Origin of the sequence: Limosilactobacillus sp. (genome assembly GCF_022482365.1) — a bacterium.
Taxonomy (GTDB): domain Bacteria; phylum Bacillota; class Bacilli; order Lactobacillales; family Lactobacillaceae; genus Limosilactobacillus.
In genome coordinates, this window is record NZ_JAKVPE010000001.1 from 1,772,108 (window position 1) to 1,798,190 (window position 26,083).

Sequence of the window (26,083 nt, forward strand, 5' to 3'; positions counted from 1 at the left end):
TGTGCACGCAAGCGGGCCTTCATTATTGGGGAGGAAAAAATGGATCCGTTAGAAAATGCAATCTTAAACGGGCTCTACGACCAGCGCTACCGCGGCCACGAGCTGCTTTCGCCGGGGCTGTTGACCAACCGGGACCAGGACAAGATCTGGTTGACTTTGCGGCGCGAACTGCTCACCTGCCGGAGTTTTACCTGGGCGGTGGCCTTCATCACGGCCGACATGCTGGTGCCATTTAAGGTCGTGATGGCCGACCTGGCCGCCAAGGGAGTGCGGGGAACGCTGCTTACCGGTGACTACCTTGGCTTCAACTCGCCCCGGGTCTTCGAAGAGCTGCTGAAGATCCCCAACCTGACCGTCAAAATCGCAACGGGACGGGGCTTTCACGCCAAGGGCTACCTCTTCGATCACGGCGATTACCAGACGGTGGTGATCGGCAGCGCCAACTTCACCCGTGCGGCACTGTTGGCCAACACCGAGTGGGCGCTGAGGATCAGCACCCGCGACCAGGCAGCCCTGGCCGAGCAGCTGAAGGAACAATTGGCGGCACTGGAGCGGGACAGCCGGGAGCTCGATCAGGAATGGCTGGCCGACTACGCGCAGCGCTGGCGGCCGCCGGTTCGGGCCGCCGCTCAACCCGCGTCAGCCGCCACGGCCAAGATCGAGCCAAATCCAATGCAGGCCGCGGCCCTCAAGGAGCTAAACGCCCTCGTAAAATCTGGCGCCCATCACGGATTGGTTGTTTCGGCTACCGGGACGGGGAAAACCTACCTCGGCGCGCTGGCGGTCCGTGACTTCCGGCCGCACCGCTTCCTCTATCTGGTCCACCGTGAACAGATCGCCCGTAAGTCACTGGCCAGCTTTCGACGGGTAATCGGCGGCCCGGCGACGGACTTCGGGATGCTGACGGGGGACCGCCATGATACCGGGGCCAAGTACCTCTTCGCCACCGTTCAGACGATGAGCCAGCCGGCGGTGCTGGAGCGCTTTGCCCCGGACGAGTTCGACTACATCCTGATCGATGAGGTTCACCGGGTGGCCGCGCCGTCCTACCAGCGGATCATGGAACACTTCCGGCCACAATTCTGGCTGGGGATGACGGCCACACCCGACCGCCCCGACCAGCAGAGCGTCTACGCCAATTTCGACTACCACCTGGCCTATGAGATCCGCCTGCAGGATGCCCTGGAGGCGGGGATGCTGGCGCCGTTCCACTACGTCGGTGTCCAGGACTACACGGTCGGTGACACGACGATCGATGAGACCACCCAGCTGCGGCGGCTGGTGGCCCCGGAACGGGTGCACTATGTCTTACGGCAGCTGGACTACTATGGCTACTGCGGCCGGCAGCCACGGGGGTTAGTCTTCTGTTCTCGCCAGGACGAGGCCCACGAACTGGCGGCCCAGTTCAGCGCCCAGGGTCATCCGGCTGTCGCCTTGACCAACCAGAATTCAGTCGCGCGGCGCCACCAAGCGGTCCAGGACCTGGAAGCCGGAAAAGTGGAGTACATCGTCACCGTCGACCTCTTCAACGAGGGGGTCGATATCCCGTCCTTAAACCAGGTCGTGATGCTGCGCAATACCCAGTCGGCGATCGTCTTCCTCCAGCAGCTCGGCCGGGGCCTGCGCAAGTACCCGGGCAAGGACTACCTGACCGTCCTGGACTTCATCGGCAACTACAAAAACAACTATTTGATTCCACTGGCACTTAATCACGACACCAGCCGCAGTCTTGACCGGGCCCGGGCCGAGACCCGCCTGCCCGGAATTGTCGGCCTCTCGACAATTAACTTCACCCGGGTGGCCACCGCACAGATCCTGCATTCTCTGGGGCAAACCAAGCTCGATTCGATGACCAGCCTGCGCCAATCCTACCAGGAGCTGAAGAACAAGCTGGGCCGGGTACCCTACCTGCGCGACTTTCAGCGCTTCGGCTCAACCTCGCCACTGGTCTTCGCGGCTAATTCGCGGCTAGCCCACTACGGCAACTTCCTGACCCGGATGGGGGAGCGAGTGACCTTGAGCAAGGGGGAGAGTGCGGTCCTTTCCTTTGTGACCAAGGAGTTGCTGAACGGCAAGCGACCCCACGAACTGTTGCTGCTGCGGGAACTGGTGGACCACGCCACGTGTTCGCGGGAGCGTTGCCGGGAACTGTTGAAAAGGGCGGGGGCCAGCGCCGATCCGGCCACGCTGCGGTCCGTGCTGGCAATCCTCTCGCTGGATTTCTTCGACGTGAAGGCCGGCAAGCAGACGAAAAAGGCCCGTTACGGTGGGCAGCCGCTGGTCATTCAGACGGATAACGGTTATCGGTTAAGTCCGCAGTTGACGGCGGCCCTGCAGGACAATTCCCAATTCGCTAAGCTCTTTACGGATGCCGTTGCCACCGGCCTGGTGATCAGTCACGGCTACGACCCGGCGCGCCAATTCACCTTGTACCGGCAATACAGCCGACTGGACGTCTGCCGCTTGCTGAATTGGCCGCTGGACGTCAGTGCGCCGATGTACGGCTACCGGGTGGCCGGGGACGTCTGCCCGATCTTCATCACCTATCACAAGGACGACGGGGAAAAACGCAACGCCGTCTATGATAACCAGCTGCGCAACGGCCAGTCACTGCGCTGGTACACCCGGAGCCCGCGCCACTTGAGCTCACCAGAGGTGCAGGAGCTGCTGGCCGGCGTCGACGAGGGCCAGCCCAAGGTGCAGCTCCACCTCTTCGTCAAGCGTTCGGACGCGGCCGGCAAGCAGTTCTACTACCTGGGCCCGGCTAAGATTCAGCCCGGCACGGTTAAAGAAGAGCAGCTGGGGCCGAAGAAAAAAGCCGCGGTGGGGATGGACCTGCTATTGGACCGGCCCCTGGCGCCGCGGATGTATGAATTGTTATTTGATTAATCAAATCACCTGATGAGAGATCGTCAGGTGATTTTTACTTGCATTTTGATATGGTTGCCTATATACTTAGTTACATAAGTAATTAACCAAATAAGTAACCAAGCGAAGAGAAGGTGATCCTTTGCAATTCAAGTTTGACGAATCGGCACCGCTCTACCAACAGCTGGCCGCACAGCTGGAAGAGATGATCTTCACCGGGGCCTTTGAGGAGGACAGCCAGGTGCCGTCAACGACCCAGCTTTCTCAGCAGCTGCACATCAATCCAGCCACCGTTTTGAAAGGGATGAACATGCTGGTGGATGCGGGTTTGCTGGAAAAACGACGGGGCATCGGGATGTTTGTCCGCCCGGGGGCCCGCCAGAAAATCATGGAGCAGCGCAAGGACAATTTCTACAACGACTACGTCAAAAAACTCCTGGTCGAGGCCGCCAAGCTCGGCATCACCACGGAGCACCTGATTGAACTGATCGAACGGGGGGAACACGATGGAACAATTAAGCATTAAGCACGTCACGAAGCGTTTCGGACATCGGGAGGTCCTGGACGACGTTTCGTTTACTCTGGCGCCGGCCAAGATCTACGGCCTGCTGGGGAGCAACGGGGCCGGGAAGTCGACCCTGCTCAACATTATCACCAACCGGATTTTTCCGACCAGCGGCACGGTTGAGCTGGGCAAGGAGAACATCAACAACAATGATGACGCTCTGGGCAAGATCTTCCTGATGAGCGAGGCCAACCTTTACCCGAAGCGGACCAGCGTGCGGCGGATGTTCGACCTGGCCAACGGCGCCTATGGGCATTTCAACTACCAGACGGCGGAACGCCAGTTAAAGCTGTTCGGTCTCGATGAATCGGCCCACCTCAACAACCTGTCGACCGGGGAACAGACGATTGCCAAGATGATCCTGGCCCTCAACGTGGCGGTTGACTACGTCTTGCTGGATGAACCGGTGCTCGGCCTGGATGCCAGCCACCGGGAGCTTTTCTACCAGGAACTCCTGAAGAGCTACCAGGCCCAGCCGCGGACCTTCGTGCTCTCGACTCACTTGATCGAGGAGGTTCAGCAGCTGGTGGAACACGTCATCGTCATTGACCAGCACAAGGTTATCGCGGATTCGGACGTCCAGGAGATGCTGGACCGGGCACACAGCGTCAGCGGCCCGGCCAAGCTGGTTGACCAGTACACCGCCGGCCTGCGGGTCCTGAAGGTCGAAGACATGGGGAAACTGCGGACCGCTTACGTCTACGATGACCTCGACGACGACCGGATCCTGCCCGACCAGGTTCAGCTTGGCCACTACGACCTGCAGCACTTATTTATCTACTTAACGAACGGAGGGGAAAACAACCATGATTAGCACGAAGAAGGAAATGGTCACGACCAACGTCCTGCACCAGCTGGGTATTACGGCCCTGACCGCCGCGGCCTGGGTGGTCGGCGTTGAGCTGGTTTTTGATTTACTGGCATTGATTTTTAACCATAATCTGCAATCATTCTTGGTCAGCCTGCAGGGAATTCCGACCACCCTGGCGAATATTCTGCCGATCGTTCTGGCCATCTACTTTCTGGTGACGCCCTACATCGACTTTAAGTGGGCGATTCAAAATGGTGTTTCACGGCGAACAATGTGGCAGGGACGCCTCTTAGCTTTAATGCTTTCAACCATTTTGATTGACCTGATCGACGAGCTCTTGGCCCTTACCTACCGGCCAATGGGCAGCTGGAGCGCGCTGCTGATTCACCTGCTGGGCCTGCTGACAACGGTGCTGACCTTCCAGGCAATCGGCAATGGCTTTGGCCTCCTCAATCGGAAGTGGAAGGTAATTGTCGGAATCGGCATACCGATAGTGATAATTATTCTGTTGATGATGCTGATGTCAGCCGTCGATGGCGTAACTCTCGACTACAGCAACGGCCACTTTATCGGTTCACTGGGCTGGCTCTTCAACCTTCTCGATTCGTCGGCAACCCCGTGGATTCTCTGGATGATTTACCTGGCCGTCGTCCTCTTCTTGACCAAGTTCTTTAACGACCGCATGCAGCTGCGGCGGGATTAAAATTAAAAAATGGTTCAGAGCGAAAAAATCGTTCTGAACTTTTTTGTTGCCCTAAAAGCAGCGCATTTTATTTCGTCTTTAATTACGGGCCTAATTGGAAATGGTCAAAAGATTATTGATCTATAGATAAGTGGTGAACAATAATATAAAAAGACACTGATTTGGAAAATGTTCATTTAGAAAGCTCCGCTAATTAGGTTAATCTTACTATGGCAGTTTTTGCTCTTATTATCCGCAATTTTTTTGCTTTTACCGTGATTTATTCATGAACAGTAGTTATAATGTTAACTGACATAAGCAAGCAATTTATCGATTGCTAAATAAACAGGAGGGGCTTTCTCTATGTTATCTAAGAATAACCATTTGATGAAGCAACGATTGATTAGTAATGCAGCTACGCACCAGCGGTTTGGTTTGCGCAAGTTATCCATCGGGGTGGCCTCGGTCTTGCTGTCCACCACCTTCTTTTTAGGTACTGCTCATGCTGACGCCATGGGAGCTACAGTTACCCAAGCTGGCAACACGGCAATGCCGAGCGAGAATGTCACCAGTTCTAGTGCTTCTAATTTACAAAACAGTAATACTATTACTCTCGGCTCCGGAAGTCCTGCTGACTCAACATCAGCTTCGACTAGTAATGATTCTGGTGCTAGTTCGTCAAATAACGAAAGCACGTTATCTTCAGAAGTAAATTCTGCGGCTTCTGAGAGCAGTAGTCAGAATACTCCTGCAGCTACTGTCGCTAACTCTAAGCGTGTCGCTGCTGCCCCGGCAAGCGAGACTCCAGCTGAGCAAGCTTCGGCAACTATCGTTTACCGGGAAGGCAGCAAAGAAGTCGGAACTGAAAGTACTATCTCAGGAACTGTTGGCCAAACAGTAGATTTGACCCTCAACGTTCCGTCTGGTTACTCACTAGTGCCTGGTGTCACTGTGCCGTCCACTTATACCTTCACCAATGCCAGTGAACAATACATCTACATTCCGGTAGTCGCACCTGATCACCGAGTCGTTCACGCTGATGAAACTAAATCACTCAATTTCACCTTCAACTACGAAAAGGTCAAGGTTAACTACGGCGCTAATGGTCTACCGACTGGCGTAAGTGATGACGGCCGGCTGGGAACCAACAACGATTCCCTCAAATTCACCTACACCTATACCGGTGATGTTCTGGATGCGAGCGACAACACTATTATCCAACAAGGACTATGGGAATTTACGAGTGTTGATAACCAGCTGGCTAATGACCCCCGCGGCAATGATGGTTCTAATGGGGGAACATTCCTGCAAGGCTCGACCATGTACCTTTTCCCAACGGGTAAAGAAGGTGTTCCTAGTTACTCAAATCACTATAATGGCTGGCTGATTGGGCCTAATATTTCTGATGAGGAGCTGAGCCATTACTATTTGATTATTTCGAATGATTCTGCTTCACCTTATTCTTTGGTTTTTGATAATCCCCAGTTAGCTCAATATATTAATATAATCGGTTACCTTGGTTTCCAGCTTCAATTGCTTGGCAGCGATTATGATAATGTCGAAAAATTACCTGACACCATCGGTTTGACTTTAAAATATCTGGAAAATCCCAGCGTGGTCGCTATTGGCACCGATGGCCAGCGAATCACCACTCTATCACCGCTGCAACTAGCTGGCTACAATGGCAGCACCGGGGATATCCATTCTCCTCAGGTCATGATATATGATCATGGTTATAGCGACATTTATGGTTTCGCGGACACCTCTCAATGGGCCGGTTATCACCGCTACACGGGCAGTGATGCGTCACATATCATTGAGCAGTTTGGGGACAACAATGGCTTCAAGGATAGTGGCTACACCGCTAGTGGCGCCAGCTTTGATTCCGATAGCTCAACGATCGCCAAATATGACGAAGGCATCTCTTATGGTAACGGCTTTACCTTAGCTGATGGCACGCAACTCTTGGGCCCCGTTTACGTCGTGATGGTAACTGATCCTCAGTCAGTCACCTACCGTTTCGTTGATACTGATAACAACAATGCCCAAGTTGGTTCAGATCATACTTACGAAGGCAAAACAGATCAACCGATTACACTCAGCCCTAGTCTTAGTATTCCTGAGGGCTATGAGCTCGCTGATGGCCAAACGTTGCCGACTTCATACACCTTTAAGGCCACCAACCAGCCGATCGTCATTCGGCTGAAGCACCAGCGTAAGGATACCAGCGACACGGATCCACAGACTACGAAGACGGTCACCCGGACAATCATCATTAATAACCCGGTTGACGGAACCAGCAGTCAAGTGCAAACCGTCACCCTTCACCGGACGGCAAGCTACGATGTCGTGACTGGCCAAACCAGCTATGGCGTTTGGTCAGTCGGTGAATGGGCTGCCGTTGCCGTACCAGTTGTTGCTGGTTACACGGCCAGCCAAGCTGAAGTTCCAGCCGTGACGGTTACCGGTTCAACAGCGGATGCAACCGTGGTGATCAATTACACCGGGGATGAGCAGACTAATGTCTATCGGTTCGTCGATACGGACAATAATAATCAACAGGTTGGCTCTGACGTCACGATTAGCGGTAAAACTGGCCAAACAGTTGCCCTCAACATTAGTATTCCTGAAGGCTACGAGCTCGCTGATGGCCAAACGCTGCCGACTTCATACACCTTTAAGGCCACTAATCAGCCAATTGTCATTCGTCTGAAGCACCAGCGCCAGGATACAAGTGACACGGACTCTCAAGCTACGAAGACGGTCACCCGGACAATCATTATTAATAACCCGGTTGCCGGAACCAGTCGGCAAGCCCAAACCGTTACCCTTCACCGGACGGCAAGCTATGATGCCGTTACTGGGCAAACCACTTACGGAGACTGGTCCACTGGCGAATGGGCTGCCGTTGCTGTACCAGTCGTTGCCGGTTACACGGCCAGTCAAGCCGAAGTACCGCAAGCAACAGTTACGGGTTCAACAACGGATACAACCGTGGTGGTTAATTACACTGCAAATGACCAGACCAACGTTTACCGTTTCGTCGATACGGATAACAATGATCAGCAAGTTGGTTCTGACGTTATGATTAGCGGTAGAACTGGTCAAACGATTGCCCTTAACATTAGTGTTCCTGAAGGTTATGAGCTCGCCGATGGCCAAACCCTGCCAACTTCGTACACCTTTGAAGCCACTAACCAGCCGATCGTTATTCGCCTGAAGCACCAGCGTCGGGATACCAGCGCTACGGATCCACAGGCTACGAAGACGGTTACCCGGACAATCATCATTAATAACCCGGTTGACGGGACCAGCAGTCAAGTGCAAACCGTCACCCTTCACCGGACGGCAAGCTACGATGTCGTGACTGGCCAAACCAGCTATGGCGTTTGGTCAGTCGGTGAATGGGCTGCCGTTGCCGTCCCAGTCGTTGCCGGTTACACGGCTAGTCAAACCGAAGTACCGCAAGTAACGGTTAATGGCTCCACAACGGATACGACCGTGGTGGTTAACTACACCGGCGATGACCAGACGAATGTCTACCGCTTCGTTGATGCGGACACCAACCAACAGATTGGTTCTGACTTCACGATCAGTGGTAAGACTGGCCAAACGATTGCCCTCAACATCAGTATTCCGGACGGCTATGAGCTCGCCGATGGCCAGACCCTGCCGACCTCATATACCTTTAAGGCCAACAACGAACCGATCATCATTCGCCTTAAGAGCCAACAACAGAATGCTAGTGGCGCGGATTCGCAAGCAAAGCGGCCGGACACTGGTTCAAACCAATCCAGCAACAGTCAAACGGGGACAAACGCTAGTCCTGTTGTTAACAATGTCCAATCACAATCCGCTGCTGGTTCAAAGCAGTCCCAGCAAACGTCGGCTAGTCAATTACCGCAAACTGGTAATGACCATTCCGAAGCCGCAGCTGCCGGCTTGATGTTAGTTGGACTGACAAGTATGTTTGGCTTGGCCAAGCGGAAGAAGCGTAACTAAGGGCAAAAAGCTATAGTTTGATTGCTCCTTTCGTTAGATGATCAGTACTCAACATTTTAAAGCCCCAAAAAAGAAGAACCATTCAGGATTTCATTTGAAACTCTGAATGGTTCTTCTTTTTGTTACCTTCTACTCACTTTTAATCATGTAACTGCCGTGCCTTCAGCGCCCAGAGGATCGAGACGGTGTCGATCACTTCCTGGAGCATGGCGCCAACGAAGGCCGGGATGATCCCGGTCGTCGCAATCAGCATCAAGAGAGTACAGATGGCAATCCCGATCAAGACGGCCTGACGGGCAATCTTCAGGGTGTCCTCGGAAATTGCCACCGCCTTGGCAACCTTGTAGAGATCGTCCTTTAGGATCACGACCGCGGCTGATTCGCTGGCCGCCGAAGAACCGTGGGCCCCCATGGCAATCCCGACGTCGGCGGTAACCAGGGATGGCGCGTCGTTGACCCCATCGCCGACCATGAAGTCGGGGTGAAGATCCTGCGGCACGCTCTTCAAGGCGGCAATCTTGTCCTTTGGCAGGAGATCGGCCCGGACGTCGGTAATCCCGACCTGCTTGGCGACCCGCTCGGCGATTGCCCGCTGGTCCCCGGTCAGCATCATCAGGTTGGTGACGCCGAGCTCCTTGAGCTTGGTCATCGTCTTGGCGGCTTCTGGCCGGATGTGGTCGGTGAAGGTGACCGCCCCGTAGTAGTGGCCGTCAAGGCTGACGTAGATGGCGGTCGTCTTCAGCAGAGGCTGCCCGCTGTCGGGCGCGGCGAACTTGAGCTTGCCGACCTTGACCACCTGAGTATCGATCTTGGCGGCAACCCCCATCCCAGTAGTTTCGGTCAGGTCACTGACGTCCAGGAGCTTGGTTCCCGCGTCCTTGGCGTAGGCAATCATGGACCGGGCCAGGATGTGGGACGAGTCCTGTTCGGCGCTGGCCGCGATCTGCAGGAGCTTGTCCTTGTCAGCACCGGCAGCCGGGAGAACCTCATCGACGGTCAGTTGCCCGTTGGTGATCGTCCCGGTCTTATCGAAGGCGCCCGTCTTGGCAGCGGCCAGCTTCTCAAGCACGCTCCCGGTCTTCACGACGATCCCGTTCCGCGAGGCCCGGCTCATCCCCGAAACCATGGCAACGGGCGCCGCCAGGATCAACGGACACGGCGAGGCAACCACGAGCACCTCGGCGAAGCGCCGCGGGTCGCCGGAGAGCCACCAGGCGGTCACCGAAATCACGATGGCGAGGATGGTGAAGGGCACCGCGTACCGGTCGGCTAGCCGAACAAAGTGGGCCGGGGTGCTCTCGGCCTCCTTGACCAGTTTCACCAGCTGCTGGTACTGGCTGTCCTTGGCCAGCTTGGTGACGGTGATCGTGACCGCGTTGTCACCGTTGACCGACCCGGACATCACCGTGTCGCCGATTTCCTTGTCGACCGGCTTGGATTCCCCGGTCAGGGAGGCTTCGTTGAAGGATCCGCTCCCCTTGATGATTTGTCCATCGACCGGGACCAGCTCCCCGGGTTTGACCAGGACCTTTTGCCCGACCTTGACCAGATCGACCTCAACGTCATTGGTGCCGGTCGCGGTCAGCAGGTGGGCGGTTTGCGGCGAGTTGTCGAGTAGGGACTTGAGCTCCGAGTTGGCCTTGCGGGCGGCGTAGTCCTCGAGGGCATCCCCGCCGATCAGCATGACCAGGATCACCATGGCGGCCCAGTACTCGCTGATCGAAAGGGTGGCGACCACCGCCATGATGGCGAGCAGGTCGACCCCGTACTTGCCGGAACGCAGGGTTTTGATCATCCCGATGAACATGTTGATGGCCATGATCGCCCCCACGATCGTGACCAGTCCCTGGGCCCAGAGTGGCTGGTGAAGAGCGTACTGCAGGATTAGGGCCACCGTGGCGATTGCCAGGATGATGGCCAGCTTTTGCTTATTCGATAAACGTTTCATAATTTAACACCCCTCCCAAAGTATTACTATCTTAATTATAGAATAAGTGCCGGATTAACGCAGCTTTTTAAGACAAATTGGTGGAAGAGTGTAAATAGATGATTGACGACTAGCGCCGGTTATTGAAGTAAAAGGCCAGGGCGATCAGAAGAAGCAGGACGATAATGGCCAGCCGTGGATTGGCCTTGAACAATTCGTGGAAGGCGTGAACCTGACCGATGCCGAGGGGTAAAGCGAACATAAGAAAGCCTCCTTTAAGTCTTTGGGGTCAATTATGACGGTTGGTGGCGCGGGGATCAAGCAAGAACAACTCTTTAAGAATTGGCAATGTTTCGGGTCGACTGCTTGGCTTGTGAAATCGGTTCCGGGATAATGAAATTAGAAGAGCCGTCTCGGCCCCAACTGACAGTATTCGCACCACGAAATGGAGGAAACGCTATGACCAAGATTTTCGCGTACAGTATTCGTAAAGATGAAGAACCCTACTTAAAGGAATGGGCAAAAAACCATCCCGAGGTTGAGGTCGACTACACGGCTGACCTGCTGACGCCGGACACCGCCGCCAAGGCCGCCGGTGCTGACGGGGTGGTTGTCTACCAGCAGCTCGACTACACGCCAGAGACCCTCAACGCCCTGGCCGACGAGGGGATTACCAAGATGTCCTTGCGGAACGTCGGTGTCGACAACATTGATATGGCAACCGCCAAGGCACGCGGCTTTGAAATCACCAACGTGCCGGTTTACTCACCAAACGCGATTGCCGAGCATGCGGCCATTCAGACGGCCCGGATCCTGCGTCAGACGAAGGTCCTCGACGCCAAGATTGCCGCGGGTGACCTGCGTTGGGCACCAACGATCGGGCGCGAGGTGCGTGACCAGACGATCGGGGTGGTCGGGACCGGCCACATTGGTCAGGTCTACATGCAGATCATGGAGGGCTTCGGCGCCAAGGTTATTGCCTACGACGTCTTCCATGACCCGAAGCTGGAAGCAGCCGGCTACTACGTCGATTCACTGGATGACATTTATCGCCAGGCCGACGTGATTTCGCTACACGTGCCGGCCCTGGAGAGCACGATCAAGATGATCAACGATGAGACGATCGCCAAGATGAAGGATGACGCGGTCCTGGTCAATGTTTCACGTGGAGCATTGGTTGATACCGACGCGGTCATCCGGGCACTTGATTCCAGCAAGCTCTTTGGCTTCGTGATGGACACCTATGAAAACGAGGTCGGGATCTTCAACGAAGACTGGCGGGGCAAGGAATTCCCGGACGCCCGGCTCAAGGATTTAATCGACCGGCCAAACGTCCTGGTAACGCCGCACACGGCCTTCTACACGACACACGCGGTTCGCAACATGGTCGTTCTGGCCTTCGATAACAACCTGGCACTGGTCAAGGGTGAGCAACCTGCTTCACCGGTTGAGGTTAAATAAGTATAATTAAGATTGGAAGTGGAAAATAACCACTAAAGTGGGGCGTATGGCTAACCTAGGGCGGGAGTCGGCGCTGAAGGCGTCGGCTTTCGTCCGTAGTTAGACACTAGCCCCACGGTTATTTTCCACGTTATCTTTTTCAATAACTTGGGGCGCAGTTTCGGCTGGGCCCCTTTTGCAATTAAAGGGGGAATCGAGAATGGAAAAGCAAGAAGAACTGCGCAGGCGCCTGACGCCGGAGCAATACGCCGTCACCCAGGAGGCGGCGACCGAGCGGCCCTTTACCGGTAAGTACGACCAGTTCGACCGGCCGGGAATTTACGTCGACGTGGTCAGCGGGGAGCCGTTGTTTTCCTCGCTGGATAAGTACGATGCCGGCTGCGGCTGGCCGTCCTTTACCAAGCCGATCGCCAAGCTGACGGAAAAACGGGACCAGTCCCTGGGAATGGAACGCACCGAGGTTCGCAGTCAGCAAGCCAACTCCCATTTGGGCCATGTCTTCACCGATGGTCCAACCGACCGGGGCGGGCTGCGCTACTGCATCAATTCAGCGGCCCTGCGCTTTGTCCCACTGGCCGACCTGGAGAAGGAAGGTTACGGGCAGTACCGTGCATTATTTGAATAAAGAAAAAGCAAAGGCCCCAGCTCGTTTGAGTTGGGGCCTTTGCTTATAAATGAATAATTGCTTGGATTAGTTATTCTTGGGGTTTACCACCTATAAACATCCCGGCAGCAGAAGCCAAAATAATTCCAATGAAACTTACAACAGCGATCATGTTACTAAGAGCTGACATCATGGTAAACACCCTTCCTTTTCTAAATAAGCTCTGATATCTTTCAACACCCATATTATAGCAAGTTTCTGCCATTACGCTGATAATAATTGGGTAATTTTTTGCTAAGCAAAACCGGCGACAATGCTTATTAAACGCTTAGGAATAGTTAATAATCTGGTAGTGTGTTCCCATTAGGGTGGTAGGGTCCAAATTGTCCAAAAAGTGGATAGTGAACGAAAAATGATTCGCCAAAATGAATCTTCACCTTTTCTTAAACAAATGTGAATGAACCCGCCGGATTATCAACTTATTGCCAAAAGAAAACGCTGAGGAAAATTCTCAGCGTTTGGAAGGGAGTTAATAATCTTCTAATCGAAGAAATCATGGACGATTTGTTTGTAGGTTTTAATGGTAGAAAGAAAACTGGAGATGGTGGTGTACTCGTCCTTTTGGTGGGCACGCTCCCACTTATCGCAGCCGAGCACCACCACCGGAAGGTCCGGCCGGTGCAAGGTGAAGACGCTGGCGTCCGTGGCCCCGTTGATGATGTCGAGCTTGATCTCCTTATCAAAGTTCGTCTGGGCGGCACTTAGGATGCCCTGCACGAACTTGCTCTTGGGATCGGTCGCCACCGGCCGAAAGCTCATTAGGATTGTTAATTCGAGGTGGTAAGGAGTGGTCTGGTTGATGTGGGCGATTGTCTGCTTGAGCCGCGCGATGACCTTGTCGTTGTCAAAGACCGCCGTGGGCCGGATGTTGCCCTGCAGGATGGCCCGGTCCGGAATCGTGTTGACCTGGTCACCGCCCTTGATGACGGTGACGCTGTGCTGGAGCTTTCCCAAGTAAGGGTCGTCCTGCACGTCGTCGAAGAGCTGGTTTTCGGCCTGGATGAAGGCAACCAAACCGCTGATGGCGTTGATCCCGTCGGCGGGGCGGGAACTGTGGACGGACTTGCCGAGGCTGGTGACCTGGTAGTTCATGCTGCCGGAGTGGGCAAAGATGACGTTGCCGCTGGTTGGTTCACCAACGACGAGGGCGTCAATGTCCTTTGCCGCGCCCGCGTGTTCGAGGCGGTTGGCCCCTGGCGTCCCGTATTCCTCACCGGCCGTGGCAATGAAGCGCAGCGTGCCGGCTGGCAGCTGACCTTCCTCCTTTAACTCGATCAAGGTGAGGGCCTGGGCGGCCAGGCCGCTCTTCATGTCGGCGGCTCCACGTCCGTAAAGACGGTCGCCGTCGATTTCGGCACCAAACGGGTCGTGCTGCCAGCTTTCGGGATCGCTGACGGCGACCGTGTCCTGGTGCCCGGTCAGGGCGAGTACTCGTGGATCGCTGCCTTGACCGATCTGGGCGGTCAGGTTGGCCCGGTGATCGCCGAACTCGTCGACGGTCGCTTCAATGCCGTGGGCCGCAAGCAGCTTTTGCAGGTAGCGGGCGACCGCCACCTCGTTGCCATTGACGGAATGGATCTTGATCAGGTCCTGCAGAATCTTTACCTTTTCACTATCTTCCATAAGAACGACTACTCCTTCCAATCAAACAATTAGCGCAAATTAACGATCCTGGTGGTTGAACTTCTTGGCGAGCAGGTCACCGACGATCTGGATGATCAGGACGAACAAGAGGACCAGCAGGGTGGCCACCAGGGTGACGTCGTTGTTGAAACGATCGTAACCGTAAGAGATGGCAGTGTTCCCCAGGCCACCGGCACCGATCGCCCCGGCCATGGCGGTCAGGCCGACCAGGCTGATCAGGGTAACGGTTGAAACCCGAATGATTTCGGACCGCCCTTCACGCAGGTAGACGTCGTGGATGATGTCCCAGTTGGTTGCCCCGATGGCCTGGGCGGCTTCGATCTTACCGTGATCAACGCTTTCCAGGGCCACCTGAATCTGCCGGGCGTAGAAGCCAAAGGCCCCGACCGTCAGTGGCACCAGGGCCGCGGTCGTCCCGATCTGGGTACCGACCAGCAGCTGGGTGAACGGTGCGATGAAGGCCAGCAGGATGATAAATGGGATGGCCCGGAAGATGGAAACAAGCTTGTCGCAGATGTTGAACCAGACCTTGTTTTCCAGGATGCCACCGGGTTCGGTAACGACGAGGGCGACTCCGAAGAAGAGTCCGAGTAGGCCGGCAAAGATGGCGGGCCAGAAAGTCATGTACAGTGTTTGGAGAATCGACGTGCCCCAGCCGTTATCGCCGGACCAGCCGAGTTCCACTACGTTAGGAAAAATACTACTCATTCCAAATCCTCCTATCATCAATCTTGGTTACGGTAACGTTACTATCGTGCAGGAACTTAACGGCGTCCTTGCGCTGCTGATCGTCCCCCTTGACGACGACGAACAGGGTCCCAACCGGTTGGCCGGAGAGAACTTCGACGTTCCCGTAGAGAATACTTGCTTCGACGTTGAGCCGCTTGTAGAGCTCAACGATGATTGACTGGGTGACGTTATTGCCGTTGTAGACCAGCTGGAAGAGCTCTTCGTTGTCGGCCAGGTGGTCGAGGTTGAAGGCCTTCAGGGTATCGACGGCGGCCAGGGAGCCACCGACGAACTGCCGGGTCAATTCCTGCTTTGGCCGCAGGAAGACGTCCTGGAGGGCACCCTTTTCAATGATCTTGCCGTGTTCCATGACGGCGATCTTGTTGGCAACCCGCTTGACAGCGTCCATTTCGTGGGTGATGAGGACGACGGTCAGGCCACGCTCCTGGTTAAGCCGCTTCAAGAGGTCCAGGATCTGGTTGGTGTTTTGTGGGTCGAGGGCCGAGGTCGCTTCGTCGGAGATCAGGATCTTCGGGTCGTTGGCCAGCGCCCGGGCGATTGAGACCCGCTGCTGTTCACCACCGGAGAGCTGGACCGGGTAGAATTCGGCCTTATCCTTTAAGCCGACCAGGTCGAGCAGTTCGAGCGCCTTCTTTTCCTGGGCGTCGTCGTCCAGGTCACTGTGCTTTAGGGCGAAGAGGACGTTTTCGATCACCGAGGTTTCGTTTAGGAGGTTGAAGTGCTGGAAAATCATTCCGATGTTCCGGCGCTTAGTCTGGAGCTCCTTGCCGGAAACCCGTTGCTGGTGGTCACTGAAGAAGGTGTCGCCATCGACGGTCACCGTCCCAGCGGTCGGCTTTTGGAGGAGGTTGATCGTCCGGACCAGGGTTGATTTCCCGGCACCGGAGTAACCGACGATCCCGTAAATGTCGCCGGGCTGGATCTGCAGGTTGACGTCCTGGACGGCACGGACAACCTTTTTGCCCTGCTTAAAGGTCACATCAATATCTTGTAAGTTAATGATTGGTTCTGCCATGCAAATCCCTCCGCTTATTACTTATTGAAGTTCAGGTTCCAGGCTGGAATTTCGGCACTGCCGTAGTGCTTCTTCAGGAATTGCTTCGTCTTTTCAGTCTGGTAAGCCTTGACAACGTCCTTGTACAGTTCGTTGTTCTTGTCGCTCTTCTTGACGGCGATGACGTTGACCCATTGCTTAGCGTCCTTGTTGATTGGTTCAACGAAGATGGCGGACTTGTAATTAATGCCAGCGGCTTGGGCGTAGTTGGTGTTAACAACGGCGGCGTCAACGTTGCTTAAGGAACGTGCGGTTTGGTCAGCAGCCAGTTCCTTGATCTTGATGTTCTTCGGGTTGCTTGCGATTGAGTTAGCAGTGGCGAGCTTGGTGCCCTTCTTCAGGGTGAACAGGCCGGCGTTCTTCAGAACAGTGAGGGCCCGGGATTCGTTGGTAGCGTCGTTTGGAACGGCGATTGTGGCACCGTTTGGCAGATCCTTGATGCTCTTGTACTTCTTGGAGTAAACCCGGATTGGCGTGATGAAGGTGTCACCTAAGGAAACGATGTTGGTCTTGTGAGCCTGGTTCCAGTTCTTTAAGAACAGCTTGTGTTGGAAGGCGTTCAGGTCAACGTCACCGTTTTGCAGGGCCTTGTTTGGCTGGTTGTAGTCGGTGAATTCCTTGGTCTTGATCGTCACGTTGTACTTATTCTTGGCGGTCTTGGCAACGGACTTCCAGAGGTTCTCGTCGTTCTTGTCCCCGGACATAATCCCGACGGTCACCGTCCGCTTGGCCTGTTGATGGGGCCGAACAAAACTAAAGTAACCAAAGACGATCACTAAGACAGCGACGATGGTCCAAATAATTGCATTTCTCTTCTTTCGATTCTTCCGCATAGTAAAAACTCCCTTTCTTGTTGTTATGCATTTGTTAGTTTCAATTAATCGTCACGATCGAATGCTTAGAATAAAAAAAGCACTCGTCCCTAATTCAAAGGACGAGTGCTCGCGTTACCACCTTTATTCGCCGTACCGTCACCGGTACAGCCTCAGCAGGTTACTCTAATTAAATCATTAGAATTACCTAGCACGAATAACGTGTGCTAACCCGTTACCGACTAACTATCGCCGGTACCATTCCAAGCCCATCTTCGGCAGTTAGACCTGCTTCCTTCCACCACCCGGAAGCTCTCTTAAAGGCTTGGCTGCTTACTCTGCTTTTCGATATGTTTGTTTCGATTAATTGATTATGGGTTCATTATAATGGAAATCTAATCTTTGTCAACAACTTTTAAGAGAAAATTCTAAGAAAATTAATTTGCCCGCTAAATCGACCTGTCGGAAGAGCAGTTGAAATTGGCCAAATTAGCGCTATGATAGGAAATGTTAAAATGATGAGTGCTTCATGCAAAGGAATGTGATATTAATGGTAGAACCGTTATTCTTAAAGCCCGTTTTTCATGAAAAAATCTGGGGTGGCCGTCGCCTGGCAACCGACTTTGGCTACGACCTTCCCGCGGGAACGATCGGCGAATGTTGGGCCATCTCTGGCCACCCGCACGGTCCTAACGAGATTGAAAATGGTGAATTCAAGGGGCAATTGCTGCCGGACGTCTACGCCCAGCACCCCGCAGTCTTCGGCAATCCCAAGTCCAAGGTTTTTCCCTTATTGACCAAGATTCTGGACGCGGAGGCGAGCCTGTCCGTGCAGGTGCACCCGGACAACGCCTACGCCGAGGAGCACGAGCATGAACTGGGCAAGACCGAATGCTGGTACATCATCCACGCCGACGAGGGCGCCTACCTAACCTATGGCCACACCGCCAAGACCAGGGAAGAGCTCAAGGAGATGATTGACAAGCGCGAGTGGGGCAAGCTCTTCGCTAAGAAGCCGGTCAAAACCGGTGACTTTGTCTACGTCCCGAGTGGCACCATCCACGCGCTGAACAAGGGGATCATGGCACTGGAGACCCAGCAGAGCTCGGACACGACCTACCGGATCTACGATTACGACCGGGTGGACAAGAAGACCGGCAAGAAGCGGGCCCTTCACCTCAAGCAGTCGATCGGCGTGACGACGGTGCCGTTTAAGGAACCGGCCCTCCACAGCACCACGGAAAAGGTCGGTGATTCCACGGTTACCACGCTGATCACCCAGCCCGACTCGCCATTCTTCAGCGTCTACAAGTGGGAGGTCAACGGCAAGCTGACGCGGCGCCACGAACACGGTCCGTACACCCTGATGTCAATCATTGACGGCGAGGGGACCCTAACCGCTGCCGGCAAGACCTACGACCTGAAGAAGGGGACCCACCTCCTGATGCCAGCCACGATTGATGAATGGACGCTGGACGGTAAGATGTTGATTATCGCCTCGGAATCGGTTGAATAAGGCTATTCTTATGCAGGGCCCGGCGCTAATTTAGTGGTGTCGGGTCCCTGTTTAATTTGGTAAAATGGGGGAAACTTTTGGGAGGTGGACGCAGTGACGAGTTCCTTAACCATTGCACTGGCGTTTTTTCTGGTTTGTGCCGGCAGCTTTGCGGCGGTTCTGTACCACGATAAGCGAACCCTCTGGACGGGTGCCTTAGCCGTCCTGACGGTGATCAGTCTGGGAGTGCTCCTGTTAGTCGGTGCAATGATCATCTTCAACGTGACGGGTGCCGACCACAAAGTGTTGCTCGGCATCCTGGTGGCGATCGCCCTGCTGATCCTGATTGCGACCCTGTTGTTTATGGTGACGGTGGTCGTGATGTTTCTCGCCGAGGGGGTCAGGATTCTGACCAAGGAAGGCTGGCAGGTGCGCAATATGCTGTCACTGGCCACCGGGATCCTACTGGTGGGCTACCTGGTGGTCTGGCCGTTTATCGGCCGGCTGGCCCGGCAGAGCTTCACGACCTACCTGTACGAGTACGTCAGCCTGGTGGCCCTCTACCTGCTGTTTTTGGTTTCGATGTACGCCCTGACCGCGATCCTCAACCTTTATAATCCCGGGAAGCACCAGCTGGACTACCTGGTGGTGCTGGGCGCCGGGCTGATCGGTGAACGGGTCTCGCCCGTGCTGGCGGCCCGGATCGATCGGGCAATCGGCCTGCTAGCGCAACACCCGCACGCCAGGCTGGTGATGTCGGGTGGCCAGGGACCGGACGAGGTCATCCCCGAGGCCGTCGCGATGAAAAACTACGCGGTGGCCCACGGCGTCCCGGCGGAGCGGATCATCCTGGAGGATCAGTCAAGGACGACCTACGAGAACATCAAGTTTTCCTACCGGTTGATAAAACCCGGCGCCCAGGTCGCGTTGGTGACGAACTCCTTCCACGTTTACCGGGCCCTGCTGATTGCCAAACGGCAGGGCTTCAAGTGCATTGGCTACGGGGCCAAGACCAGGTGGTACTTCACCCTCAACGCCTTCGTTCGGGAATTTGCGGCCTACCTGAAGATCACCTACCGGATGCAGTTGACGGTGGCGGTGGGGATTGCCGCCCTGGTGATTTTCGATGCCCTGGCCCAGCGTTTCTGAAGTTTGATCATTTTATAAAAAGTTGCGAATTTGCTCCCTAATTTAAGACCTAAATTTCAAGAATAAGTTAGCCACTGGACTCAAATAAATAATACTGACCAATTGATTATTGGTTGATGGAGCTGTGATATCTCTTGGTAGAAGGCCTTACGATAGATATCCATTGACGAATGTCCATTAAACATAGCTCGTGGATAGTGATTCATCCAATCATTAGTCGCTATGATCTGAGCACTACTATAGTTATTTATAGCTTCACCTTTGGTAATCTCCTTGCGGAGAAACCGGTTATTGATCTCATTGGATCCACGTTCCCAAGGGGAATACGGATCAGCATAGAAAACATGATCGTGAACTTGTGTTAACTCACTAAATTCTGAACCGTTGTCAGAGGTTATTGTCTTAAAAATGCGATAGTAAGCATCTGTGCCCATTTTCTGGCGCAAATTTATAAAGAACTGATTTACTGCATGCGCAGTTTTACCAGCAATTTTACTCGTGATATTAACTCGTGAAAGGCGATCAGTCATTACTAGTACAACACTGTCATTACCGTTTTTCTGTCCCTGAACTGTATCCAGTTCCCAATGGCCAATTTCGGACCGTTGGTCCGCAGTTTGAGGTCGTTGAGCAATATTAGGCCCTAAGCACCTTTTAGCTTGCGGATGAGTTTGATGATGCTTACGTTTAGGTTTTTCAAAGAGGTCTAAATTGGACGTACGAAGCACACCCTCATTAATCCATTGATATAAAGTTACAACCGACTTTGGGATCAGGGTGCCATCATTCATTAAATCTCGAGCCTTATAAATAACCGCTTGTGGGGAGTAATGGTGGTCGTCAAACTCACCAAGCATTAGCTGATCAGCTAATCGTAAAAATTGCTTTGAAGAATAATATAAGCGACGACGACCAGAATGGCGGTGATGTTCAAGATATGTGGCCTGACCAGCTTCATAACTATAGATGTAGTAAGAATATTCGTAAATCTTACCATTAGATTTTTGACGACGAAGTTGGCGGACCGTACCACGGTTGAGCTCGTTATTAATTGTTTGATGATTAACTCCTAATTGGCGACCAATTGCGCGATTGGAAAGTCCTTGCGACTTTAAAGTCGCAATCATCACACGTTCTTCTTTAGTAAGATGAGCATTCTTTTTATGAGTAGTCAATAAAATAGTAGACATGGTATCATTTAAGTGCGTCATTTGACGGACATCCTTTCATATAGGTTTGGTTCACTTAATATGATACCTGATGTCACGCCGAATGGCGTTTTTTATTTACCACCAACTGGGTGGCTAACTTCATTCTATAATCTACCTCCCTAATTTAAGAAAATCTTTGTAAAATAGAAACATGCAAAACTATCAAAGTCGATCAGAAAGACACCTAAAACATTCAAATAATTTTAATCGCTACTGGCTGCTGGCGATCGTCGTCCTGGTGCTGATTGCCCTGGTGGCCTTTTTCCGCCGGCCCTACCGGCAGTCAAAATCGCTGTCCTACACGGTTAACCAAACGGCGACCGTCAAGGAAGACGCCAATCTCTATAAATCACTCTCGGCGCGCGTACGGACAAGCCGCGCGAATAACGCCTCTGGAACCGTGAAAAAGTACTATCTACTGACCCGGGATAAGAAGCAGGTGACCTATGCCAAAGTAAAGCTCGGTGGCAAGACCTACTACGTCAATGCCAAAAACCTGAACCTGACGATGACTAATCCGGTCAACCGCTACGTGGCCCAGCTGGGTTACCCGCACGCCAAGATTACCAAGCGGATTTATCACAAGTTCAACCATAAATCCTACGCGACCGCTAGCGGGAAGCCCCGCGGCGTGGTCGTCCACGATACGGGAACCGACTATTCGACACTCAACGGGGAAGCCTCTTACATGGAGGAAAATTATAAGACGGAGGAGGTCTTCGTCCACACCTTCGTCGACAGCAACGAGATTCGTAACATTGCCAGCCTTAAGTACATGGCGGAGGGGGCCGGGCCCAAGGCCAATCCCTACTTTGTCCAGTTTGAAATGATCCGGGAGACCTCCGCCCGCGGCTTTGCCAAGCAGCTGGCCAATGCCGCCTACTACACGGCCTACATTCTGAAGAAGTATGATCTGCCGGTAACGAAGGGGACGAAGAGCGGCTCGGGGACGGTTTGGACCCACAACATGGTTTCCAACTACCTCGGGGGAACCGATCACGTCGACCCGAACGCATACTGGCGTCGGGATGCTAGACGCTACTTTGGCACCACCTACACGATTGATGACTTCATCAAGCTCGTTCAGGCCTACTACAACCAAATCTAATAAAATGCGTAACAAAAAGAGCAATCTGTCAATTAATTTGCGGATTGCTCTTTTTTGCTTCTTGATGTTTAATGCCAGGGCCGTATAGTCGAAATAGACGCTATCAAGGGGGAATGCAAATGCTTGGAACAGTTTTAGTCGGCATCAGCGGAGTCGCGTGGACGGTGGTCTACATTGAGTTGATTCGCCGGGGCTTTCGTGAGCGGGCGTGCGGGATGCCGCTCTTCGCTCTGGCGTTAAACCTGGCCTGGGAATGGCTCTACGGCCTGGACGGGTTCTTCGGCAGCCGTTCCTTTATCCCGGCCCAGTCAATCGCCAACATCGCCTGGGCGCTCTGCGACGTCGCGGTTCTGGCCACCTGGCTGAAGTTTGGCCGGCAGTATTTGCCGAAGTGGGGCCAGCACTTTTTTGTCCCCTATACCTGTTTGGCGCTGGGCTTTGGTTTTGCCCTGCAACTGGCCTTTTATTTCAACTGCGGCACCATGGAGCGGGCGTCGATCTACTCGGCCTTTGCCCAAAACGCGGCGATGTCGGCGATGTTTATCGACCAGCTGCTGCGCCGTCCCGATATCAAGGCGCAGTCGCAGAGCATTGCCATTGCCAAGTGGTTGGGGACGCTCGCCCCGACGATTTATGGGCAGCTCAACGGTAATTCCCTGGGAAACTATATTTTAATCACGGGGATTGTCTGCTGCGTCTTTGACCTGCTTTACATTGCCCTATTGAGGCAGCGACAAAGAACCTTGGGGAGGTGGGCAGATGAAGAAAAAGCTTGAGAGTCGGCGCTTGATCGGCTATTTGATCGGGATGAACCTGCTCTGCGTCGGCATCAACCTCAATACCCGGTCCGGGCTGGGGGTAGCCGCCTTTAGTACCCTGCCGTACTCGCTGTGCCGGATCTTTCCCCATTTAACATTTGGTCAGACCAACATCATCGTCTACCTACTGATCGTGATTCTCCAGTTCATCATTGAGCGCCGCTTTAGCTGGGCACTGGTGGCGGAGATCCCGTTCTCGTTTGTCTTCGGAATGTTCGTCGACCTCTACAACGCAATTCTGCCCACGGTCGGCCACGAGATCATTCTGCGGTCACTGATTTTGCTGCTGGGCAACACTTGCAGCGCGGTTGGCGTCTTTCTGATGGTTGAGGGGGATTTGGTGGTGGCCCCGGTCGACGGGATCGTGGTCAGCATCTCCAAGGTCTCGAAAAGGGCCTATTCCCTCTGCAAAAACTGTTTTGACCTTTCGATGGTCTGCATCACCGTCGGCGTCTGCCTGGTCTGCCGGAGCCCCTTTTACGGCATCGGCGTGGGAACGATCTTTTCCGCACTATACGTGGGGCGGATGATCCGGCTGTGCGAACGGGTTGCGACGAAAGATTAACGGGTGCCGGTCAAAAACTGGTCGCAGAGCTGGTAGAGGCGCTTTTGAATCTCGGCCTTGCTCATTTGGGGATGGTGCAGCCACCAACGGATGCACTGGTTGAGCGCACCGGTCAGGAACTGGACGGCCAGCTCGTCGCGCATCCCCGGTGGCAAAATCGCTCGGACCTGCTTGTCGCCCGACTTACCTGGGTGCTCACTCAGGGTCAAGATTACCCCGGTGGCCGCGGGACTGCTGTCGAGCGCCAATAAGAGCGCGCGGTGGTTTTCGACGAAGGCCAGACCGCTATCGACCAGAGCGTGGTAATAGGCGACGGGTGAAGCGCCTTGCGGGACGGTTTCATTGATGATTTCGGCGCGGATGGTGGTAATCATGAAGGCCAGGAAATCATACTTGTCGGCGAAGTGCTTATAGAAGGTGGCCCGCCTGGTTTGGGCGCGCGTGCAGAGCTCGGCCACCGTGATCTTCTCGAAGGGCTTCTCGGTCAGCAGCTGCTGGCAGGCGGCGATTAGTGCCCGGTAAATTTTTCGTGTTCGCAGGTCCATTTGTCTTCCTCCAAATTAATTATTGGTTTTACCATAGTTAAAAACGTAACAACTGTCAATGAATAGTTAAAACGGCACCCGACCGCTAGTAGTCGGGTGCCGTTTCAGTTATTCTTTATAAACATTTTTCAGCCACTTGAGCGATTGCTGAACGCTGTCCTGGCCGAAGCTGTACTGTTTCAGCTGGCCTAGTTTCTTGTAGATTGGCGACTTGAAGGCCATCCAGTAGTTGAAAACAATCCAAACGATGGCCAGCACGTAGTCGACCCAGTTGAAGTAGTACTGGTGGTTGCCGATGAAGTAGCAGATCGAGATTGGCGTCAGGCCGAAGAAGGCGGTCAGAAGGCCCGGGTTGTACCAAAACTTCATCTTGATTGGGAAGAAGAAGGTGTGCATTGCAAATTCGAGGAAGGCGAAGAGCATTACGGCCAGCGTCAGCCAGCGGTATTGCGGCAGCAACAGGGCCAGCAGGTAGACGGCCACGGCGAAGTACTCGTTGCCCCAGGCCGTGGTGGCAAGGTTGAGGTCCCAGCTCTTGGGATCGGTGTTGGTGATGTGAAGCTCCAGGTATTCGCCCATAAAGGGAAAACCGCCGGGGTAGCCCATTTCTTCGTAGAAGTGCAGGTGGATCATGGCCATTGCCCCGAGGACCATCTTGGCGCGGAAGTCCAAGGGAGCGATTAAAGCAATCACAAAGATGAGGCCGGCGATCAGGACGCTGATCTTGTACCAATTTTTCAGGTAGTAGTTCATGAATTTCTCCTCCTTAAATGTCATGGTTGTGACTTTTATGATGCTATCGTATACTGGGAGGAAAGCAGGCGCAATCAATTAGAGACGAGGTGGCACGAATGAACGAAAACGTGACAGTTAAGCACGTCCGACAGCGGCAGATCGAACAGACCCAGGCGGACTTTACCGAGGCCCTGTACCGGCTATTGAAGAAGGAAAAGCTCGCCAAGATCAACATTGCCCAGCTGTGCACGACGGCGGGCTATGCGCGGCGAACCTTCTACCGCCACTACTCGTCCGTTGCGGATCTCCTCTTGCAGGAGGTGGATCGACAAACCCTGGCGTTGATGGCCCAGCTCAAAAACGCCAATGACTTTGAGGCGGTAGTCCAGTGTTTCTTTACCTACTGGGCCCAGCACACGGCGCTGCTGACGATTCTGCGCCAAAACGACAGCTTCCACCTGCTGATCAATTCGTGGACCCACCACCTGGAGGACAGCGAGCTTTCCCAAAGCGACGTTAAGGACAATCTTTACGCCCAGTTCTTCGGGGTGGGTGGGATGTTTCAGATGCTGTATCTCTGGAGCTGGCGCGATTTTCAAGAAACGCCAGCGCAGATGCAGTTGATTGCCGACCAGATTACCGACCACCTGAAGAAGAACAGCTTTCACTAGGAATTGATATAATTGAGGAAAACGATAGGAGGACGCGCAATGAAAATCGCTGAACAAGACAAGCTCAACCCGACCGAAAGTGAGACGCTCCTTGGTATTTGGGAGCGCTCGGTCAAGGCCACCCACGACTTTTTGAGCCCGGCTGAGGTGGCGGCAATCAAGGAATACGTTCCCCAGGCCTTTGCCGGGGTGGAACACCTCATCATCGCCAAGGACGATGCCGGCCAGGCGGTGGGCTTTATGGGCATCAACGACAGGAAGGTCGAGATGCTCTTCATCGACGCCAACCAGCGGGGCCGGGGCGTCGGACGCCGGCTGCTGGAATTTGGGATCCAGCACTACGGGATCGACGAGCTGGCGGTCAATGAACAGAACCCGCAGGCCCGCGGCTTTTACGAGCACATGGGTTTTACCGTCGTTAAGCGGTCCCCGTTGGACGACCAGGGGAACCCGTACCCGATTTTGGAAATGAAGAGGAAAAACAACTAAACTCATAAAAGCACCAGCAAATCGGTGAGAAGATTTGCTGGTGCTTTTGCATTTTTG

General features: G+C 54.0%; 23 protein-coding genes and 1 other annotated feature. Of the genes, 14 read left to right on the forward strand and 9 right to left on the reverse strand.

Features of this window, described 5'->3' with window-relative positions:
* Positions 1–39: 39 nt before the first annotated feature.
* The 5 genes from LKE23_RS08325 (at position 40) to LKE23_RS08345 (ending at position 8,928) form a co-directional block, all read left to right on the forward strand.
* Entirely contained in the window at positions 40–2,889 is a 2,850-nt protein-coding gene (locus LKE23_RS08325; RefSeq protein ID WP_291976876.1) for a DUF3427 domain-containing protein, read from the forward strand.
* Between the two features lie 121 nt (positions 2,890–3,010).
* Positions 3,011–3,394 carry a GntR family transcriptional regulator gene (locus tag LKE23_RS08330; protein ID WP_291976878.1) on the forward strand — a complete coding sequence of 128 codons (384 nt, stop codon included), beginning with the start codon at positions 3,011–3,013 and terminating at the stop codon, positions 3,392–3,394.
* Positions 3,375–4,247, forward strand: a complete 873-nt coding sequence (locus LKE23_RS08335; RefSeq protein WP_291976879.1) for an ATP-binding cassette domain-containing protein — start codon at positions 3,375–3,377, stop codon at positions 4,245–4,247. Before LKE23_RS08330 ends, LKE23_RS08335 begins: the two co-directional genes overlap by 20 nt.
* Complete coding sequence (locus LKE23_RS08340; RefSeq protein WP_291976881.1) at positions 4,240–4,947, forward strand: hypothetical protein; 708 nt, start codon at positions 4,240–4,242, stop codon at positions 4,945–4,947. Before LKE23_RS08335 ends, LKE23_RS08340 begins: the two co-directional genes overlap by 8 nt.
* Before the next feature lie 342 nt (positions 4,948–5,289).
* A complete protein-coding gene (locus tag LKE23_RS08345; protein ID WP_291976883.1) occupies positions 5,290–8,928 on the forward strand; it encodes a mucin-binding protein in 3,639 nt (1,212 codons plus the stop codon).
* Between the two features lie 139 nt (positions 8,929–9,067).
* On the opposite strand, the gene LKE23_RS08350 is transcribed toward LKE23_RS08345, so the two are convergent.
* Together LKE23_RS08350 and LKE23_RS08355 are read right to left on the reverse strand one after the other, a co-directional pair.
* On the reverse strand, positions 9,068–10,876 hold the full coding sequence (locus tag LKE23_RS08350; protein WP_291976884.1) for a heavy metal translocating P-type ATPase: 1,809 nt from the start codon (positions 10,874–10,876) through the stop codon (positions 9,068–9,070).
* Between the two features lie 109 nt (positions 10,877–10,985).
* Positions 10,986–11,117 (reverse strand): hypothetical protein, encoded by a 132-nt coding sequence (locus LKE23_RS08355; protein WP_291976885.1) that lies wholly within the window; start codon positions 11,115–11,117, stop codon positions 10,986–10,988.
* 197 nt (positions 11,118–11,314) lie between these two features.
* On the opposite strand from LKE23_RS08355, the gene LKE23_RS08360 reads away from it, so the two are divergent.
* Together LKE23_RS08360 and msrB are read left to right on the forward strand one after the other, a co-directional pair.
* Positions 11,315–12,316: a D-2-hydroxyacid dehydrogenase gene (locus LKE23_RS08360; RefSeq protein ID WP_291976886.1), complete on the forward strand. Its 1,002-nt coding sequence runs from the start codon at positions 11,315–11,317 to the stop codon at positions 12,314–12,316.
* Positions 12,317–12,515: 199 nt separating this feature from the next.
* A complete protein-coding gene (gene msrB / locus LKE23_RS08365) occupies positions 12,516–12,941 on the forward strand; it encodes a peptide-methionine (R)-S-oxide reductase MsrB (RefSeq protein ID WP_291976887.1) in 426 nt (141 codons plus the stop codon).
* 519 nt (positions 12,942–13,460) lie between these two features.
* Here the strand turns inward: msrB and LKE23_RS08370 are convergent.
* The 4 genes from LKE23_RS08370 to LKE23_RS08385 are packed head-to-tail and all read right to left on the reverse strand — an operon-like array spanning position 13,461 to position 17,261.
* Positions 13,461–14,603, reverse strand: a complete 1,143-nt coding sequence (locus LKE23_RS08370; RefSeq protein WP_291976888.1) for an ArgE/DapE family deacylase — start codon at positions 14,601–14,603, stop codon at positions 13,461–13,463.
* A 39-nt stretch (positions 14,604–14,642) separates the two neighbouring features.
* On the reverse strand, positions 14,643–15,350 hold the full coding sequence (locus LKE23_RS08375; RefSeq protein ID WP_434737597.1) for a methionine ABC transporter permease: 708 nt from the start codon (positions 15,348–15,350) through the stop codon (positions 14,643–14,645).
* Positions 15,325–16,389, reverse strand: a complete 1,065-nt coding sequence (locus LKE23_RS08380; protein WP_291976890.1) for a methionine ABC transporter ATP-binding protein — start codon at positions 16,387–16,389, stop codon at positions 15,325–15,327. The genes LKE23_RS08375 and LKE23_RS08380 overlap by 26 nt, the downstream gene beginning before the upstream one ends.
* Before the next feature lie 17 nt (positions 16,390–16,406).
* Positions 16,407–17,261, reverse strand: coding sequence for a MetQ/NlpA family ABC transporter substrate-binding protein (locus tag LKE23_RS08385; RefSeq protein ID WP_291976891.1), 855 nt, complete (start codon positions 17,259–17,261; stop codon positions 16,407–16,409).
* Positions 17,262–17,355: 94 nt separating this feature from the next.
* Positions 17,356–17,598, reverse strand: a binding site (T-box leader).
* Between the two features lie 192 nt (positions 17,599–17,790).
* Between LKE23_RS08385 and manA the strand changes: the two genes are divergently transcribed.
* A complete protein-coding gene (gene manA, locus LKE23_RS08390; RefSeq protein WP_291976892.1) occupies positions 17,791–18,756 on the forward strand; it encodes a mannose-6-phosphate isomerase, class I in 966 nt (321 codons plus the stop codon).
* Positions 18,757–18,849: 93 nt separating this feature from the next.
* Positions 18,850–19,884, forward strand: a complete 1,035-nt coding sequence (locus LKE23_RS08395) for a YdcF family protein (RefSeq protein ID WP_291976893.1) — start codon at positions 18,850–18,852, stop codon at positions 19,882–19,884.
* A gap of 80 nt (positions 19,885–19,964) precedes the next feature.
* Here LKE23_RS08395 and LKE23_RS08400 read toward each other — a convergent pair whose 3' ends face one another.
* Complete coding sequence (locus LKE23_RS08400; protein WP_291976173.1) at positions 19,965–21,095, reverse strand: IS30 family transposase; 1,131 nt, start codon at positions 21,093–21,095, stop codon at positions 19,965–19,967.
* Between the two features lie 151 nt (positions 21,096–21,246).
* On the opposite strand from LKE23_RS08400, the gene LKE23_RS08405 reads away from it, so the two are divergent.
* From LKE23_RS08405 to LKE23_RS08415, 3 genes are all read left to right on the forward strand, one after another.
* Positions 21,247–22,203, forward strand: a complete 957-nt coding sequence (locus tag LKE23_RS08405) for a peptidoglycan recognition protein family protein (protein WP_291976894.1) — start codon at positions 21,247–21,249, stop codon at positions 22,201–22,203.
* A gap of 119 nt (positions 22,204–22,322) precedes the next feature.
* On the forward strand, positions 22,323–22,979 hold the full coding sequence (locus LKE23_RS08410; protein WP_291976895.1) for a transmembrane-type terpene cyclase: 657 nt from the start codon (positions 22,323–22,325) through the stop codon (positions 22,977–22,979).
* Entirely contained in the window at positions 22,963–23,586 is a 624-nt protein-coding gene (locus LKE23_RS08415) for a YczE/YyaS/YitT family protein (RefSeq protein ID WP_291976896.1), read from the forward strand. The genes LKE23_RS08410 and LKE23_RS08415 overlap by 17 nt, the downstream gene beginning before the upstream one ends.
* Here the strand turns inward: LKE23_RS08415 and LKE23_RS08420 are convergent.
* Together LKE23_RS08420 and LKE23_RS08425 are read right to left on the reverse strand one after the other, a co-directional pair.
* The gene (locus LKE23_RS08420; protein WP_291976897.1) at positions 23,583–24,131 is read right to left on the reverse strand and encodes a TetR/AcrR family transcriptional regulator; all 549 of its coding nucleotides are present in this window, start codon (positions 24,129–24,131) and stop codon (positions 23,583–23,585) included. The genes LKE23_RS08415 and LKE23_RS08420 overlap by 4 nt on opposite strands.
* Before the next feature lie 108 nt (positions 24,132–24,239).
* Entirely contained in the window at positions 24,240–24,884 is a 645-nt protein-coding gene (locus LKE23_RS08425) for an HXXEE domain-containing protein (RefSeq protein ID WP_291976898.1), read from the reverse strand.
* Positions 24,885–24,982: 98 nt separating this feature from the next.
* Between LKE23_RS08425 and LKE23_RS08430 the strand changes: the two genes are divergently transcribed.
* Both LKE23_RS08430 and LKE23_RS08435 read left to right on the forward strand, forming a co-directional pair.
* Positions 24,983–25,537 (forward strand): TetR/AcrR family transcriptional regulator, encoded by a 555-nt coding sequence (locus tag LKE23_RS08430; protein ID WP_291976899.1) that lies wholly within the window; start codon positions 24,983–24,985, stop codon positions 25,535–25,537.
* A gap of 39 nt (positions 25,538–25,576) precedes the next feature.
* Positions 25,577–26,026, forward strand: coding sequence for an acetyltransferase (locus LKE23_RS08435; protein ID WP_291976900.1), 450 nt, complete (start codon positions 25,577–25,579; stop codon positions 26,024–26,026).
* Positions 26,027–26,083 lie beyond the last annotated feature (57 nt).

What these genes read in the sequence shown, in the direction of transcription:
- LKE23_RS08360 (WP_291976886.1), top strand. Translation starts at nt 11,315, where the DNA reads ATGACCAAGATTTTCGCGTACAGTATTCGTAAAGATGAAGAACCCTAC.
- LKE23_RS08380 (WP_291976890.1), bottom strand. Translation starts at nt 16,389, where the DNA reads ATGGCAGAACCAATCATTAACTTACAAGATATTGATGTGACCTTTAAG.
- LKE23_RS08350 (WP_291976884.1), bottom strand. Translation starts at nt 10,876, where the DNA reads ATGAAACGTTTATCGAATAAGCAAAAGCTGGCCATCATCCTGGCAATC.
- LKE23_RS08400 (WP_291976173.1), bottom strand. Translation starts at nt 21,095, where the DNA reads ATGACGCACTTAAATGATACCATGTCTACTATTTTATTGACTACTCAT.
- LKE23_RS08340 (WP_291976881.1), top strand. Translation starts at nt 4,240, where the DNA reads ATGATTAGCACGAAGAAGGAAATGGTCACGACCAACGTCCTGCACCAG.
- LKE23_RS08435 (WP_291976900.1), top strand. Translation starts at nt 25,577, where the DNA reads ATGAAAATCGCTGAACAAGACAAGCTCAACCCGACCGAAAGTGAGACG.
- msrB (WP_291976887.1), top strand. Translation starts at nt 12,516, where the DNA reads ATGGAAAAGCAAGAAGAACTGCGCAGGCGCCTGACGCCGGAGCAATAC.
- LKE23_RS08345 (WP_291976883.1), top strand. Translation starts at nt 5,290, where the DNA reads ATGTTATCTAAGAATAACCATTTGATGAAGCAACGATTGATTAGTAAT.
- LKE23_RS08355 (WP_291976885.1), bottom strand. Translation starts at nt 11,117, where the DNA reads ATGTTCGCTTTACCCCTCGGCATCGGTCAGGTTCACGCCTTCCACGAA.
- LKE23_RS08325 (WP_291976876.1), top strand. Translation starts at nt 40, where the DNA reads ATGGATCCGTTAGAAAATGCAATCTTAAACGGGCTCTACGACCAGCGC.
- LKE23_RS08385 (WP_291976891.1), bottom strand. Translation starts at nt 17,261, where the DNA reads ATGCGGAAGAATCGAAAGAAGAGAAATGCAATTATTTGGACCATCGTC.
- LKE23_RS08410 (WP_291976895.1), top strand. Translation starts at nt 22,323, where the DNA reads ATGCTTGGAACAGTTTTAGTCGGCATCAGCGGAGTCGCGTGGACGGTG.
- LKE23_RS08375 (WP_434737597.1), bottom strand. Translation starts at nt 15,350, where the DNA reads ATGATAGGAGGATTTGGAATGAGTAGTATTTTTCCTAACGTAGTGGAA.
- LKE23_RS08430 (WP_291976899.1), top strand. Translation starts at nt 24,983, where the DNA reads ATGAACGAAAACGTGACAGTTAAGCACGTCCGACAGCGGCAGATCGAA.
- LKE23_RS08370 (WP_291976888.1), bottom strand. Translation starts at nt 14,603, where the DNA reads ATGGAAGATAGTGAAAAGGTAAAGATTCTGCAGGACCTGATCAAGATC.
- LKE23_RS08335 (WP_291976879.1), top strand. Translation starts at nt 3,375, where the DNA reads ATGGAACAATTAAGCATTAAGCACGTCACGAAGCGTTTCGGACATCGG.
- LKE23_RS08405 (WP_291976894.1), top strand. Translation starts at nt 21,247, where the DNA reads ATGCAAAACTATCAAAGTCGATCAGAAAGACACCTAAAACATTCAAAT.
- LKE23_RS08415 (WP_291976896.1), top strand. Translation starts at nt 22,963, where the DNA reads ATGAAGAAAAAGCTTGAGAGTCGGCGCTTGATCGGCTATTTGATCGGG.
- LKE23_RS08420 (WP_291976897.1), bottom strand. Translation starts at nt 24,131, where the DNA reads ATGGACCTGCGAACACGAAAAATTTACCGGGCACTAATCGCCGCCTGC.
- LKE23_RS08425 (WP_291976898.1), bottom strand. Translation starts at nt 24,884, where the DNA reads ATGAACTACTACCTGAAAAATTGGTACAAGATCAGCGTCCTGATCGCC.
- manA (WP_291976892.1), top strand. Translation starts at nt 17,791, where the DNA reads ATGGTAGAACCGTTATTCTTAAAGCCCGTTTTTCATGAAAAAATCTGG.